This window comes from Cytobacillus sp. IB215316 (assembly GCF_033963865.1).
GTDB lineage: Bacteria > Bacillota > Bacilli > Bacillales > SM2101 > Nanhaiella > Nanhaiella sioensis.
On sequence record NZ_JAXBMC010000001.1, the window covers coordinates 590,109 to 605,117 of the forward strand.

13 protein-coding genes are annotated in these 15,009 nt (G+C 34.0%); 12 read left to right on the plus strand and 1 reads right to left on the minus strand.

Going from position 1 to position 15,009, the window contains the following annotated elements; all coding sequences use genetic code 11:
* The first annotated feature begins 296 nt into the window (after positions 1–296).
* Positions 297–1,085, plus strand: coding sequence for an SDR family oxidoreductase (locus tag SLH48_RS02705; RefSeq protein ID WP_320256914.1), 789 nt, complete (start codon positions 297–299; stop codon positions 1,083–1,085).
* A 152-nt stretch (positions 1,086–1,237) separates the two neighbouring features.
* On the opposite strand, the gene SLH48_RS02710 is transcribed toward SLH48_RS02705, so the two are convergent.
* On the minus strand, positions 1,238–1,684 hold the full coding sequence (locus tag SLH48_RS02710) for a hypothetical protein (protein WP_214480160.1): 447 nt from the start codon (positions 1,682–1,684) through the stop codon (positions 1,238–1,240).
* Between the two features lie 297 nt (positions 1,685–1,981).
* On the opposite strand from SLH48_RS02710, the gene SLH48_RS02715 reads away from it, so the two are divergent.
* The 11 genes from SLH48_RS02715 (at position 1,982) to SLH48_RS02765 (ending at position 14,724) form a co-directional block, all read left to right on the plus strand.
* A complete protein-coding gene (locus SLH48_RS02715) occupies positions 1,982–2,920 on the plus strand; it encodes a dTDP-glucose 4,6-dehydratase (protein ID WP_320256915.1) in 939 nt (312 codons plus the stop codon).
* Positions 2,921–3,160: 240 nt separating this feature from the next.
* The gene (locus SLH48_RS02720; RefSeq protein ID WP_320256916.1) at positions 3,161–4,288 is read left to right on the plus strand and encodes a glycosyltransferase family 4 protein; all 1,128 of its coding nucleotides are present in this window, start codon (positions 3,161–3,163) and stop codon (positions 4,286–4,288) included.
* Positions 4,289–4,617: 329 nt separating this feature from the next.
* The gene (locus SLH48_RS02725; RefSeq protein WP_320256917.1) at positions 4,618–5,979 is read left to right on the plus strand and encodes a sugar phosphate nucleotidyltransferase; all 1,362 of its coding nucleotides are present in this window, start codon (positions 4,618–4,620) and stop codon (positions 5,977–5,979) included.
* A gap of 22 nt (positions 5,980–6,001) precedes the next feature.
* Positions 6,002–6,943: an ATP-grasp domain-containing protein gene (locus SLH48_RS02730; RefSeq protein WP_413785385.1), complete on the plus strand. Its 942-nt coding sequence runs from the start codon at positions 6,002–6,004 to the stop codon at positions 6,941–6,943.
* 16 nt (positions 6,944–6,959) lie between these two features.
* The gene (locus SLH48_RS02735) at positions 6,960–7,685 is read left to right on the plus strand and encodes a glycosyltransferase family protein (protein WP_320256919.1); all 726 of its coding nucleotides are present in this window, start codon (positions 6,960–6,962) and stop codon (positions 7,683–7,685) included.
* Positions 7,686–7,717: 32 nt separating this feature from the next.
* Positions 7,718–8,779, plus strand: a complete 1,062-nt coding sequence (gene pseG / locus SLH48_RS02740; RefSeq protein ID WP_320256920.1) for a UDP-2,4-diacetamido-2,4,6-trideoxy-beta-L-altropyranose hydrolase — start codon at positions 7,718–7,720, stop codon at positions 8,777–8,779.
* Positions 8,780–9,829, plus strand: a complete 1,050-nt coding sequence (gene pseI, locus SLH48_RS02745) for a pseudaminic acid synthase (RefSeq protein ID WP_320256921.1) — start codon at positions 8,780–8,782, stop codon at positions 9,827–9,829.
* A 125-nt stretch (positions 9,830–9,954) separates the two neighbouring features.
* Complete coding sequence (locus SLH48_RS02750) at positions 9,955–10,983, plus strand: polysaccharide biosynthesis protein (RefSeq protein WP_320257153.1); 1,029 nt, start codon at positions 9,955–9,957, stop codon at positions 10,981–10,983.
* Between the two features lie 14 nt (positions 10,984–10,997).
* Positions 10,998–12,191, plus strand: coding sequence for a UDP-4-amino-4,6-dideoxy-N-acetyl-beta-L-altrosamine transaminase (gene pseC, locus SLH48_RS02755; RefSeq protein ID WP_320256922.1), 1,194 nt, complete (start codon positions 10,998–11,000; stop codon positions 12,189–12,191).
* A 42-nt stretch (positions 12,192–12,233) separates the two neighbouring features.
* Positions 12,234–12,536, plus strand: a complete 303-nt coding sequence (locus tag SLH48_RS02760) for a hypothetical protein (protein WP_320256923.1) — start codon at positions 12,234–12,236, stop codon at positions 12,534–12,536.
* The gene (locus tag SLH48_RS02765; RefSeq protein WP_320256924.1) at positions 12,526–14,724 is read left to right on the plus strand and encodes a motility associated factor glycosyltransferase family protein; all 2,199 of its coding nucleotides are present in this window, start codon (positions 12,526–12,528) and stop codon (positions 14,722–14,724) included. Before SLH48_RS02760 ends, SLH48_RS02765 begins: the two co-directional genes overlap by 11 nt.
* Positions 14,725–15,009 lie beyond the last annotated feature (285 nt).

Consider the following 15,009-nt stretch of genomic DNA (forward strand, 5'->3'; position numbering starts at 1 on the left):
GCTTTTAATATGTTTCGTTGTACTATTTTTAACACGCTTATTATTTGTAGAGAAAATGGGGTTGATAAGGCAGCGGTTTTCCTTCAATATTGGAAAAGAGCCATGAATTGACAATGGATAAATTATAATTCTAATGAAAACTTGTCGATCATATCAGATGTATTAAGTGAAAATTCAAAAATGATACGTAAAAAACGATTAAGGACTACAATTGATAAGCATCTAGAAAACTGTCATATAAAAATAAAATGAGCTAATATGTCTCTTATGAAACTTAATTTTTGCGGGGGAGAAGGATGAATACACTATTAAATAAAAACATCGTTATTACAGGAGCTTCCTCAGGGATTGGTGAAAAAATTGCATTGAAGGTGGCTAAGCTGGGTGCACGACCTATACTGCTTGCTAGATCTGAAGATAAGTTAAAAGAGATTTCATTATATATAAACGAACAAGCTTCAGTCGATAGTCTGTATTTTTCACTTGATATAAGTAACTTACATCAAGTGAAAGTAGTTATTCAACAAATTTATCAAGAGGTAGGACATATAGATATTCTCGTAAATAATGCTGGATTCGGTATTTTCGATGCATTTATTGATGCAAATATGGATGATATTGAACGAATGTTTGCAGTGAATGTACTTGGTTTAATGGCTTGTACGAAAGAAGTGTTACCTTCAATGATTAGCAATAACTCAGGTCATATTATAAATATTGCATCTCAAGCCGGCAAATTGGCGACGCCTAAATCGAGCGGTTATTCAGCAACTAAACATGCGGTACTTGGATTTACTAATAGTTTAAGAATGGAGCTTGCTAAAACCAACATTCATGTTTCGGCAGTTAATCCTGGGCCAATTGAAACAAATTTCTTCAACACTGCTGACAAATCAGGGAAATATGTAAAAAATGTAAAAAAAATAATCTTGAAATCCGATTATGTGTCTGAGCAAATCACCAAATTAATGATTCATCCTAAGCGAGAGTTAAATTTACCTAGATGGATGAATACTGGAAGTGTTTTTTATCATTTGTTTCCTAGAGCTTTTGAAAAATTTGCAGGAGTATTTGATAAGAAATAACATTAGTTAATGAGGAGTAATTTAACATTACACAAAACAAACCACCGCTATGAACGGTGGTAACTTGTGTAAGAGCGCTTAGTTAAGATTTGTGAATTTATGGAATTGTGATATAAAACGGGAATCACTGCTACAGCAATAGAATATTGATTCTATGGTCCATTTGAGTTTGAAGAAAATGTTGTTGGGGGAGGACTATTTGTTATGCATCTTTCTGAAGATGCCAACTCCCATTTTATTTCACACATATCTCCATCGTTACCTCCACTACACGAAGCGGTAACTCTTGTTACATTATTAAAAGAAAAGCTAAAGTTTTGTGTCACAATTAAATCCTGTTGATGTAATAATAGGTTATTTGATAAGATACGTATAGTTGCATTAGAGCAAGGTCCTGTACCGGCTCCATTGGTAGAGATTGTTCCACTTAAAGAGCCTTGGGTATTTCCAGTGAAAATTGTGTATTCAGATGCCCCACAAGATAAGTTAACACTACTGTTCATCTGGTTAACAAAGGTAGGGCAATCGCAACAAGCTGTCTTCTCTGCGGTAGTTATCTTAGTGCTACCACAACATGACGATGTAGTATATTTACCCATTTTTTAACTCCTTTTCATAGTTTGTCTAGTGTATTTTATTCTTGCTAATCAGCATTGATTGGGCACGAGGGTAAATAATATCTTCTTTGGTGATAGTAGTTGTTTAATTATCTTATACAATTCAGTAAACCTTGCTCATGTATTACAGAGTAAGGTTTTTTTGAGTGGAAAGTCCATAAGTAAAGAAATTACTAAACTTATTTTGTTATACATAGTACAACTTTAACAGGAATACATTGAGCATAAATGGATTTGCAAGAATAAATTGAGGCACTACTTTATAGGAGGAATTTGCCGTTGAAAATGCTTGTTACAGGGGGGGCTGGATTCATTGGTAGATGGGTTGTTAAACAGCTATTATCAGATCAGCACAAAGTGTGGATAGTGGACGACCTATCTAACGGCAGAAAAGAAAATATTGAAGAGTTTATTGGAAATGAAAATTTTATGGAGTTTGTTCATGGGGATATTAAAGACACCGCTTTATTAAACGAGCTCTTTCAACAAAAATTTGATCTTTGTTATCATCTGGCGGCGAGCATTAATGTTCATGATAGTATTGAGCATCCCGATACAACTTTTAATAATGATACAATTGGAACATTCTACATTCTTGAACAATGCAGGAGATATGATGTAAAGCTTGTTTTTATGAGTACATGTATGGTTTATGATCGATCTTCAAACGATGTTGGTATTAATGAGACACATTCAATTAAACCAGCATCTCCATATGCAGGAGCGAAAATAGCAGCTGAAAATATGGTGCTCTCTTATTATCATTCATACGGTCTTCCTGTAGTAGTTCTTCGCCCGTTTAATACGTATGGTCCTTATCAAAAATCAAATGGCGAAGGTGGGGTTATTACTAAATTTCTGCAAAATAAATTGAATGGTCAAAGCTTAAATATATATGGTAATGGGGCTCAGACGAGAGATTTTCTTTTCGTAGATGACTGTGCTCAATTTGTCGTTACAGCAGGCTACTCTAATCAAGTAAATGGCAAAATAGTAAATGCGGGGTTAGGATCTGATATTACAATAAAAGAGTTAGCAAAGATAATTGTTAATGGTGATCAATCTAGGATTCGACTCGTTCCTCATATTCATCCTCAAAGTGAAATAGAGAAACTATTATGTAATTTTGATAAGGCAACACAATTATTAGGATGGGTGCCGAAAGTGAGCTTAGAAGAAGGCATAAGAAGAACAGAGGAGTGGTTAAAAGATAGGTGAAAAAAATATAATGATTTATGCTAACAGGACATAGTGGCAGGCAAATACGCTTAATGAATATACATTAGACCTGAACTACCTATTCTGATACAGACATACCCCAAACTACAATTTAGTATACGAGTTGGTCATGAAAAAATAAGCAACTGAATCAAAAAAAAGGCATCTCAATATTCTTAGAAATGATCGGTAAACAGCCTAGGAATGGTTTATACAATTGTAAATAAGAGGTGATGGAAAATGAAGAGGGTATTGGAAATCACCCCATTTTTAATAAGTGGTTCTGGAAAAGTTGTAACTACATTATCTTTAGAATTAAGAAAATATTTTGAAGTAACTGTGGCAACTTCAAATCCAGTTGAACAAATAAAGAATTGGGAGGAATATGAAGAAATATTAAAGAAAAATGATGTTCCTATTATAAAAGTTGATTCCTTTAAACGTGATTACAAAAATATGTGGACGGAAATTATATCGTTGACAACTATTCTAGATCAATTTGACCTTGTTCATGTGCATGCCGGATATCCAGCTTTCTTAGTAAATATGGCAAAGAAACTTTGCGGTAAAAACATTCCAATTGTAGCAACGTTTCACAGTTGGAATGTTAATAGGCCAACATGGATGAACATAGCAGATGGTTATGCATTTAATATGTGTGATGAAATATATACAATGTCATACTATTGGAAAGAATTTCTAGAAGTGAACGTGAATATCGATAAGAACAAATTAGAGGTTGTCCCTTGGGGAATTGATGTGGAATATTGTGAGAATATTAAGATAAATAAAAAGTTAAAAACATTATATTGTCAGAGCGATGAATTTTGTTTTGTTACTTTAGGGCGTGTAGAAGAAAGGAAGGGGCTATTATATTTAGTTAAATCTTTTAAAAAAGTGCTAACTCAAATTAAAAGAGCGAAATTAATCATTATAGGTGAAATTGCTGAACAGGACTATTATGAGAAAGTACTAAATGAAATACATCTGAGTGGTATACAAGAACATGTTGTGTTTACTGGTATGCTGAAAAACCCTCTCGAATTGGTTAAGTGTTGCAATGTTTTTGTGTTTCCTACACTAAGTGAAGGCCTAGGTATTGTTGGGCTAGAGGCGATGGCTCTTCAAGTCCCTGTAATAGCCTCTTATACAGAAGGTATTCAAGATTACTTACGGCCGAATATTAATGGCATAGGGGTGAAGCCAGGGAATATAGATGAACTTGCTGATGCATTAATTTATTCATATGAGAATTACTATAAATTATTAGAATTAACAAAAAACGCAAAAATGACTGTAAAGAAGAAGTATGATATTAACGATTGTGTCAGTAAATATGTAAACACGATTAGAAGACATAACCAATAACTATTCTTAACACTCTTTAATATGAATAACGACTATTGCTACAATTCAATTCTATGAAAACTGTTAGCTGCTTTCACTATTAGTTCAAGGTTCCAATCGGATTTACCGAAAATCATACAAAGTAAGTAACGGAATAATGTTTAATCATGACAGTTTGTTAAGAAGGAAAACATTCGTAACAAAAACATGCTAACATCTGTGACTTAAATTGCCGTTAATTTACGAGATAAATTGTACTTAGTATTCTAAATTCAAAGAATGTTGACCTGAATGATTTTATTAGTATTCTCTCTTCAATATTGAAAATCATAATGAGAGTAGGGGAATAAATGCACCACGTGTTACTATCAGGTGGTTCGGGGAAACGGTTGTGGCCAATTTCTAATGATTCAAGATCAAAGCAGTTTTTGAAGATATTAAAAGATGACAATGGCAATGTAGAGTCAATGGTTCAGAGAGTTTTACGTCAGCTGCAATTGGCTGGTGTAAGGGATTCAATATACATTACTGCACCTAGATCTCAAGTAGAAATAGTACAAAATCAAATTTCTTCACCTATTTCACTCATTGTTGAGCCTAACAGGAGAGATACGTTTCCAGCTATATCGTTAGCTGCAACTTACTTACTATCATTAGGAAATGACCCTGATGAGGTGATTTGTGTTATTCCTGTAGATTCTTATGTTGAAAATGATTTTTTTACTAAGGTACTAGAATTAGAGAAGGTTGTAAATGAAACAGAATGTGATATTGCCTTAATTGGAGTACGTCCTGTATATCCGTCTGAAAAATATGGATATATTGTGCCGAAGGAATCTTTTGTTCAAGGTTCTTACTATCATGGGAGTTACTTTATTGAAAAACCGAATGAAAAAGAGGCGCAACAATTAATAAAAGAAGGTGCACTTTGGAATTGTGGGATTTTTGCATTTAAACTAAGATATTTAATAAATTTATTAATACAAAAAGGTATATCGGTTACATATGACAAGTTGTTAAGACAGTACGAACAATTAAAGAGAATTAGTTTTGATTTCGAAGTTGTCGAATTTGCAAACAATATAGTCGTTTTGCCATATGAGGGTGAATGGAAGGATCTTGGTTCTTGGAACACTTTAACAGAGGAAATGTCTAATAATATTGTAGGAAATGGGAAGATAAGTGAAGATTCAACGAATATACATCTAATAAATGAACTAGAGATTCCTACATATGTATTAGGAGTGTCGGATGCAGTTGTTGCAGCAAGTCCAGACGGGATTTTAGTAAGCAGCAAAAGAGCTAGTCCTCGATTAAAAGACTTATTAGATGGATTTGAACAACGACCCATGTATGAAGAGCGTCGTTGGGGGTGGTATCGCGTTCTTGATTATACCAAGTTAGCAACTGGTATTGAAGTACTAACAAAAAGAATCTGTATTTACAAAGGGAGAAACTTAAGTTATCAATTTCACAAAAAACGAAATGAAACGTGGAAGATTATTTCAGGTAATGGAATATGCATATTAAATAATAAGGAGTTTCATGTAAAGGCTGGAGATGTTGTTAATATTCAAATTGGTGATAAACATACGATAAAAGGGTTAACTGATATTGAAATTATCGAAATACAAATGGGTAAGGAGCTTGTTGAAGAAGATATTATTCGATTGTTTATAGATTGGAACACAATTCAACAGAGTATTTTTTAGGGGGGGAAAAATAAAAATTAATATTCTTGTAACAAGCATTTCAAAAAAAGTACCGATGCTAAAAGCAGTGAAAGTAGCAGCTAAAAAAATCAATAGTAACATAAAAGTGTACGGAGCCGATAGTGATGAAGCTTGTATCGGTCGTTATTTTGTTGATCAATTTTGGAAAATTCCTAAGTTAGATAAGCTTACAATTGATTACTTACTTCAATATTGCTTAGAAAACAATGTTACCTCCATTATTCCTTCCCGTGATGGAGAATTATTATTTTTTGCTAAGCATAAAAATGTATTAAATAAAAATGGTATCTTCGTAATGATTGCCACAAAAAAAGCTGTAGGCAGATGTTTAGATAAATACCTATTTAGTAAATTCGGAACGAAGCATGGCTACCATGTAGTTCAAACGGAAACAAGTTTTATAGATTTGGTAGGCGATAACCAATTTTATGTAGTAAAAGAAAGGTATGGGGCTGGATCAAAAAATATTGGCTTGAAATTAACAAAAGATCAGTCAATCAAGTATGCCGAAAAGCTAATTACGCCCATTTTTCAACCATATATTGAAGGGGAAGAGATAACCGCAGATGTATATGTAACGAGAAATGGAGAAGTGAAAGGTATTGTTACTAGAAAACGTGTATTAGTAGTTAATGGTGAATCACAAATATCTACTACATTTCGTGATCAACGATTAGCAAGGCTTTGTTCAAAAGTGGTTACTGATTTAGAGCTATATGGTCATATTGTTTTACAAGTAATAGTTGATAAGAATGGCCACTTTCATATTATTGAATGTAATAGTCGTTTTGGTGGTGCTTCTACATTAAGTATAGCGGCTGGCTTAGATAGCTTTTACTGGTTTATATTAGAAGTAAGTGGGAATGATTTACACAAATACCCTTTTGTTCGCTCTAATAAGGAAATGATGCTTGTTCGGTACCCTGAAGATTTAATATTGTGAGCTAGGCGGTGAGCATTTGGAGATTCTAATAATTATCCAAGCTCGAATGGGCTCGACACGATTACCTGGTAAAGTATTAAAACCGTTAGGCGCGAGTACGGTTATAAACTATGTCGTTTCTAGGTGTAAGCAAATTCAAAAGACTTTGGGTATCATAGTGGCAACTTCTACCCTCAAACAAGATGATCAAATTGAAGAATGGTGTAAAAAACATGATATTACTTGTTATCGTGGAAGTGAAAGTGATGTACTAAGTCGTTACTATCATTGTGCAAAACAGTATAACCCAGATTATGTTATTCGTGTTACTGCAGATTGTCCATTTATAGATTATAACTTTGCAAACCAAATCATAAATCGTATGGAGAAGAATCCGGCAGATATTGTAATTGTTCATGGGCATTTACCTCGTGGATTAGTTGTTGAAATGATTGCATTTACTGCCCTTGAATTTATTTATAAATATGGTTATGAAACCCGTCACCGTGAACATGTTACTTACTACGCTTATGAACATCCATCGAAGTTCAAGCATACAAAAGTAATCGCACCTAGTTTTCTGAATCATCCTGAGCTGAGGATTACCTTAGATACAATAGAGGATTATCAGATGTGTTGTGTGGTAGCTGATTATTTTAAGGGAGAGATTCTAATTCCTTCTCGAGATGTGGTGGAATATTTAGTTACACATGCTAATGTAGCAAATATGAATGCTCATATCACTCAAAAACCTGTAGAATAAATAGTCAGGTTGAGCTCAATTGGAGGATAACTATGAACACTGTCTTTAGAGTAGACGCATCTACGCTAATAGGTACTGGTCATGTTATGCGTTGTCTAGTGCTTGCTGAACAATTAAGAGAAGAAGGATATGTTGTTTTTTTTATATCAAGGGAGCTTGAAGGAAATCTTAACTCATATATTGAATTACAGGGATTTCGTGTGATTCGTCTTTATAAGCAAATTCATTCAGAGCAAGAAGATGCGGATGAAACTTTGCAAGGACTACAAGTGATTTCTAACCAAATAGAATGGCTTATCGTTGATCACTATCGTATTAGCGAAAAATGGGAGAGTATAGTGAGGAATCGCGTTTCTAAATTGATGGTAATTGATGATTTAGCTAACAGATATCATCATTGTGATATATTGCTTGATCACAATTTTATTAGTAACTACCAAACTCGCTATGACCTACTCGTTCCACCTCATTGTAAAAAAATCCTCGGACTAAAACACCTACTCATTAGAAAAGAATTTATCCATGAAAGAATACAACTAAAACAAAGAGACGGGAATGTCCGTCGACTACTGATTTTCTTCGGAGGTAGTGATCCAACAGACGAAACTGAAAAAGCTCTAAAAGCCTTGAAAAAAATTGATTATGATTTACATCATGTAGATGTCGTCGTTGGAACTTCAAATCGGAAACAAGATGTGATTTATATGATGTGTGAACAACAAGGTTATCAATATCATAGTCAAATCACCGATTTTGCAAGATTGCTATCAAAGGTGGATCTCGTAATTGGAGCAGGCGGTATATCGATGTGGGAAAGATGTTATTTAGGTGTCCCATCTATCACTGCGATTGTTGCAAAAAATCAACAACCATCAGTTTGTGCTGCTCATCAATATGGGGCTGTATGGAAAATCGGTTGGCATGAGGATGTCAAAGTACATGATTACGCTGCAAAAATTAACGATGCTTTAAGCTCACCTCAAAAGTTAATTAACATGAGTCAACGAGCGTTAGCTATTACAAATAGGTGTACAAATAATCAACAACATAGCGTTGTCAAAACAATTTTACAAATGAAGGGAGGAGAAAAATAGGTGTTTAAATGCAAAATAGCTAACCGCTACGTTGGTAAGGGTCATCAACCGTTTATTATTGCGGAAATGTCCGGGAATCATAATCAATCATTAGATCATGCGTTAACAATTGTAGAGGCTGCAGCTAGAGCTGGTGTCGACGCTATAAAACTACAAACATATACAGCAGATACGATGACAATAAATATGAATAAAGAGGAATTTTTTATTAACGATTCTAATAGCTTATGGCAAGGTCAGACATTGTATGATCTGTATAAGAAGGCGTATACGCCATGGGAATGGCATGAGACGATATTTAGCAAGTGTGAGCAGCTTGGCATGGTCGGGTTTAGTTCCCCCTTTGATGTGACTGCTGTAGATTTTTTAGAAGCATTAAATGTTCCTGCTTATAAAATTGCTTCATTTGAAAATGTAGATATTCCGTTAATTAGAAAAGTAGCTGCGACAGGGAAGCCTGTATTTATATCTACCGGCATGGCAACAGTTGCTGTGCTTGATGAAGCAGTTCAAGCAGCGAGAAGTGCGGGGTGCAATAATCTAATTTTATTAAAATGTACGAGTTCCTATCCTTCATCCGAAATCTATTCAAATATTGCGACAATCCCCCATTTGGCCGATTTGTTCAATTGTGAGGTAGGGTTATCAGATCATACTATGGGGTTAGGTGTTCCAATAGCTAGTGTTGCTTTAGGTGCAACAGTTATTGAAAAACATTTCACGATGTCTAGAACTGATGATGGGATAGATTCACCATTTTCTATGGAACCAGATGAGATGAAAATGCTTGTTACCGAAGTAAGGAAGGCTTGGAGATCGATAGGAAAGGTGAGCTATGGTCCAACAGAAGGAGAGGTTTCGTCGTTGCAACATCGTCGATCTATATATATTACAGAAGACTTAAATGAAGGAGAAATGATTACAGAAAAAAATATTAGAATCATTCGACCAGGTAATGGTCTTGAGCCGAAATATTATGACATTTTATTAGGCAAGCGTGTAAAGGAAAGTGTTAAGAAAGGTACCCCTGTGACATGGAAGATGTTTTAACTAATTTTGACTTATTCACCTTTTCAATGTCATGTTCAAACAGTTTAAACATTAACATAAACACCTAATTTTATTCCAAGTGTAGTGTGAAGTAATAGTGAAATCTATGAGGGGAAGTAGGTGTTATTTTGTTTGAAGGAAAAAAAATTTTGGTGACAGGGGGAACAGGAAGTATCGGTAAGGCACTAGTAGATATTTTGTTAACATTTGACCCTGCCGTTGTACGTATACTTAGTCGGGATGAAAATAAGCAATTTGAAATGCAAGAAGAGCGAAAAGTTCAAAAAGAACTGCGCTTTTTATTAGGTGACGTTAGAGATAAAGAACGTCTTAGTTATGCAATGAAAGATATTGATTACGTGTTTCATTTAGCAGCGTTAAAACATGTCCCTGCTTGTGAATATAATCCATTTGAAGCAGTCAGAACAAACGTAATTGGTTCACAAAATGTCATTGAAGCAGCTCTTGAAAACAAAGTGAAGAAAGTGCTATTTTCAAGCAGTGATAAAGCAATTAGTCCTACTAATACAATGGGAGCTTCAAAGTTAATTGCAGAAAAACTTTTTGTTTCTGCCAATTCATATAAAGGAAATCATAAAACTGTTTTTTCTTCAGTCAGGTTTGGCAATGTAATTGGATCAAGAGGGTCAGTTATTCCTTTATTTTTTAAGAAAATAATGAAAGAAAAAAAAATAACAGTTACCGATTTAAAAATGAAGAGATTTATGATGTCACAAACTGAAGCATGCTCGTTAATGTTAGATGCACTTCGGATTGCCAAGGGTGGAGAAATATTCGTATTAAAAATGCCTGTAGTTCAACTAAACGATTTAGTTGAAGCAATCATATCAATTGTTGAGGAAAAATTTAATATATTAAAGGATGAAATTTATATTGAAGAAATCGGCTTACGACCTGGGGAAAAGGTTGTTGAAGAACTTTTAATGAATGAAGAAATCCCGTTAGTTTATGAGAAAGATAACATGTTTATTATTCCTAGCGATTATACAAAAGTTGAAGACGCGAGTAAGACGGTTAAAAGTGTTCATTACCGGGCTGACTGTTTAGCTTGTAACCAGTTAGCTGTGAAAGACATCAAAAACATTATATTGAAAGAGGTAAATTTATTAGATTTTTTATGGTCTGATCGATGAAGAGGGGGAATGTTATGTTAAATAAATTGGCTATACACGGTGGCAAACCCGTTCGAAATGAATTCCTCCCTTACGGCCAACAATGGATTGATGACCAAGATATTAACATAGTTATCGATGTTTTGAAAAGTAAATATTTAACTACTGGACCTCTTCTTAAAAAATTTGAGAAAGAGATTTCAACATATGTAAATAGTAAATACGCTGTTGCATTTTCAAGTGGAACGGCTGCACTTCATGCTGCTGTTTTTGCTGCCGGTATTTCTGAGGGGGATGAAGTAATAACAACACCAATAACGTTTGTAGCAACTCCGAATTGCGTTTTATATCAGAGAGGCTCTCCAATTTTTGCTGATATTAATCTTGATACGAATAATATTGCAGCTGAGAATATAGAGGCGTTAATAACATCACGAACAAAGGCGATAATTCCTGTAGATTTTGGAGGTCAGCCTGTTGACTTGGATGACATTATGAGTATTGCTAGGAAACACGATTTAATCATTATTGAAGATGCAGCTCATGCTCTAGGTGCTAAGTATAAGGGAAGACAGATAGGATCAATAAGTGATATGACAATGTTTAGCTTCCATCCAGTAAAGCACATTACTACTGGTGAAGGAGGGGTTATTACAACAAACAATCCAGACTATTATGATAAGCTCATCCAATTCCGTAATCATGGAATAACTAGAAACTGTGAAAAGATGGGGGAGAACGAAGGGGCGTGGTATTATGAAATGCAATTTCTAGGCTTTAATTATCGTATGACTGATATCCAGGCTGCACTAGGAATAAGTCAACTCAAAAAAGTTGATTCATTTATAAGTCGTAGGAAGGCTATAGTAAGAAAATATAATAGTGCTTTTGATAAGCTAAATCAACTTACTCTACCTTATGATAAGAATGATAGGCTTTCAAGTTATCATTTATATGTCATTAAATTGGACCTGCATAAATTAAACGGGGCTCGTAAGGAAATATATGAGGCTTTAATAAATGAAAATATTGGAGTTAATGTTCATTATATACCTGTATATTTACAACCTTATTACCAGCAGCTTGGTTACCCACGAAGTCTTTGTCCTGTAGCAGAAAAGTTTTACGGCGATGCTATTACCTTACCATTATTTCCGAAAATGACTGATGAAGATGTTGAAAGTGTAATAAAAGCAGTCCAAAAAGTCATTTTTTACTTTGCCAAATAAGAAATATTTCATTGAAAATGAAAAAAAAGCGAGGTGTTTTTAATGGTCATTTACAATGAAAAAATGCATGTTAATGAAGATAATAAGAGCCTTGAAGCTAGTAAGGAAAGTGACTATAACAAAGCTGTTACCGAATTAACAACATTATTAGTTGAATTAAAAGAAATGTCCAATCAATCATTGTCTAACTATTGGACAGAAGAGGATATTAAAGAGGTTCAGGCTACAATGGATAAGCTTGATTATGAGTCGCTTCAATATAAGAAAGGAATTCTAAAAAACCTTGAAGATTTTCAACAGGTAAAATGGAAAAACCTACTAGAAAGGGAAGATGATGATAAATGATGATTTGTACAATCATATAGTAGAGTCGGAAAAAATACTTCTTTTGACGGTACAGAGCATAAAAGAAGGGAATGACAAATATGCTCTCGAGCACTTTATCTTTTTTCTAGAAAAATTAGAGTTTATTATAGAAAATTATTCTTCTAACATGATGGTAAGCTATGATGAAGTGAGAGCTATCATTTTACTACTTCACCCGTTACGTAAGATATTAAGTGAAAAAGATATCATCGGTCTTAGAAGTGTACTTGAATGTGAGGGGTTGCAGTTACTAAAAAAAATGAAAGGAAGGTTAATTTTAAAAACTACACTATTAGAAATAGGTTTTCAGAAAAACTTTAACCTTCTCCCAGAGCGTATTAAAAAACAAGTGAGAAAGGTGAATAAAGATGATCTATGGAGAAAAATTCAGGTGTCGGTTAATGATAAAGGAATGCCGACTTGTAAGTATATTGGAACAGAAGGGTCTTTTTATTTAAATGGTACGACGCCATTAGATGAAGGTGAAGTATTATTTAAAGAAAATTCTATCATTGATGCTACATCTTTATTTATTTATGGCTGTGACGTTGGCTATCCACTGTTTACTCTTGATGCAAAAAGACACCAGAATACATTTGTTGTCATATTTGAACAAAATATATATATTTTTTTGGCGATGTTATATTTGTTTGACCTTGAAAAAATGTTGAAAGATCCAAAAGTTATTTTTTTTGTGGGAGATTTTCATGATATTTCACAAGAATTCCAGCAATTTTTACTTACTGGTGGGTTGCTAAGATGCACGATGCCTACGTGTGTCTTTACGAATAGTGCAAAAAGATATTTTAAAAAGAAATACTTGCACCTTCATCAATCAATTATAGAGCTTATTACTTTTTGTACGATAAATATAGGTAATGATCCTTACGATAATTTAATAGGTTTTCATAATTTAATTAACAATGTAAATGAAATTATTCAAAATCCGTATGTTAGTAGTTTGAAAAATACATTTTATAATAAACCAGCGTTTATTGTTGCAAATGGACCATCATTGGACAAAAATATCGAAATATTAAAAAAGGTTAAGGATAAAGGTCTTATCATAGCAGCTGGCTCTTCGATAATACCTTTATTAAAGGAAGAAATTAAACCTGATGCAATGTGTATATTAGAACGAACCGAGCAAGCTTTTTTACATCATTTTAGAGGCATAGAATATCCAGAGGAATTAGTCTTACTTGGTTTAGCAATAATTGATAAGCGAAGTTATCAAACTTTTCAAGGACCAAGGATTCCAATATTTCGCTCAAGGGAAGCAATGAATAGATGGGTTAACCGCTTCATTGGAGATGAATCTTGTCTAAGCGGTGGTTCTAACGTATCACATCTAGCGTACGAGGCTGCTATATACATGGGTGCTAATCCTATAATATTTGTAGGTCAAGATTTTGCCTTTGCTCCAGATGGAGCTCACCATAGTAAAAAGTCACGTTATTACGAAGGAAGTTCCCAGAGCGATTATGACAAAAATAAGGTAGTGGATGTTGACAGTAATGATGGTAAATCAATTGCTTCAACGCCTTTGTGGACGTTCTTTAGAAAGGGCCTTGAAGAAATGATAATGAATACCCCCCACATAACAGTCATTAATGCAACAGAAGGTGGTGCGAAGATTAACGGTACGACTTGTATGCCATTAATGGAGGCTATTGAATTATATTGTAAAAAGCCGTTGAAAAAGAAACTCTATACAATTGTTTCTGAAAGTAAAGAAACAATCAATTTAAAAGACAGAATGATTAGATTACATGATCTAGCTGATGAACTAGATAAATATACACATGGAATAAAGAGTTTATTACATTCGACTCAACAAGGAATGAAAAGATGCCACGAAATTTTAAACCTATGTAAAAAAGAGACTGGAGCGACTTTAAATGAGCTTGAAGAAGTATTGAATAACAACCATATAGATCTTCAGCAGTTTTTTTCAAATGATTTGTTCGTTTATTTTTTTCAACAGATAATGTATACCGGCTACGATGATTTAAATCGGTTAGGCAATATTCAAACTGTAGAAGGTGCAGTGAAAGCTTTGACAGTACAATCTAACTGGTTCAAAAGATTAGAGATCATAGCAGAAAGCCTTGTTGAGAGCTTTATAGAAGCACAAAAGAAGTTACTAAATATGAGTATATTTTAGCTTACTTTAAAAGGGTAGCTCAAAAAGCGGTTATGGAGAATTTATCTATCGTATAAAGGCGATGCTGTCTTATATACAAGATAAGAGTGTGAGATTTGCTCTGAAATTTTGCTTATAACAAGGATGAAGGGGACCAATTTAAACTATGAAGCACTGCGGTATAATTTGCTTTCGTCTATTACTGATTTGCTCATATGCCCTGCCCAACAAAAAAAACGAAGGGAAATATTTACATCGTTAAACTTACCTATTCAGCATTGTCCATCGTGCTAATATTATTGTTAG

Coding starts and splice junctions, on each gene's coding strand:
- SLH48_RS02705 (WP_320256914.1), top strand. CDS start 297: ATGAATACACTATTAAATAAAAACATCGTTATTACAGGAGCTTCCTCA.
- SLH48_RS02710 (WP_214480160.1), bottom strand. CDS start 1,684: ATGGGTAAATATACTACATCGTCATGTTGTGGTAGCACTAAGATAACT.
- SLH48_RS02720 (WP_320256916.1), top strand. CDS start 3,161: ATGAAGAGGGTATTGGAAATCACCCCATTTTTAATAAGTGGTTCTGGA.
- SLH48_RS02725 (WP_320256917.1), top strand. CDS start 4,618: ATGCACCACGTGTTACTATCAGGTGGTTCGGGGAAACGGTTGTGGCCA.
- pseG (WP_320256920.1), top strand. CDS start 7,718: ATGAACACTGTCTTTAGAGTAGACGCATCTACGCTAATAGGTACTGGT.
- pseC (WP_320256922.1), top strand. CDS start 10,998: ATGTTAAATAAATTGGCTATACACGGTGGCAAACCCGTTCGAAATGAA.
- SLH48_RS02760 (WP_320256923.1), top strand. CDS start 12,234: ATGGTCATTTACAATGAAAAAATGCATGTTAATGAAGATAATAAGAGC.
- SLH48_RS02765 (WP_320256924.1), top strand. CDS start 12,526: ATGATAAATGATGATTTGTACAATCATATAGTAGAGTCGGAAAAAATA.